The sequence below is a fragment of the Candidatus Termitispirillum reticulitermitis genome (assembly GCF_054655775.1).
The window spans coordinates 1-573 of sequence record NZ_BAAIHG010000232.1; the positions used below are offsets into that span (position 1 = coordinate 1).

The window sequence follows — 573 nt, forward strand, 5'->3', positions numbered from 1 at the left end:
AGGACTATCTGCCAAAGATAGTCCTACACCTGCAAGTGCCATATCAATGCAATAATCTATGACGGTGTTCTGTGAAATAGCAACGCTCTTGCCCTTTAACTCTCTAATGTCTCTCACACCAGAGGTCTTGCCTGTCATTATATAAAATGGTGCATCACATTGCGATGTCAGCTTTATAGGTATGCCTCCTGCTCTTTGTAAGATTGCACCTGTGTAGTCTATAATCGTGCCGTCAATATTACCACTCTGCAGAGCGGCATCCCTGTCATTTGCCGAATAAAACTTTTGCATCTTAAAACTGACACCCAGCTTGTCAAAATATCCTTCACGCACAGCGACTGCAAGCGGGAGATAATCCATAGAGGGCATAACACCTATGGTTAGCACCCTGTCGCCCTCTTTAGAGCACGTACCTATGAACACAAGTATAGCAATAGCAAACGGAGCAATCGTTTTTATTGTTCTACCAAAAATCATTTTTTCGTCCTATTTGTTGATTTCTCCTGAATGTTCCTGTTCGCCATCGTAATATTTATACGCCTCCAGCGTGAACTCCAACAAGGTAAAGTTCGG

Annotated in this window: 1 protein-coding gene; it reads right to left on the bottom strand. The window is 42.9% G+C overall.

Annotated features, from left to right (window positions below):
• Positions 1–477: ABC transporter substrate-binding protein (locus AC1MDJ_RS08480; protein ID WP_479690470.1), on the bottom strand; the 477-nt coding region annotated here is incomplete at its 3' end.
• Positions 478–573: the final 96 nt, after the last annotated feature.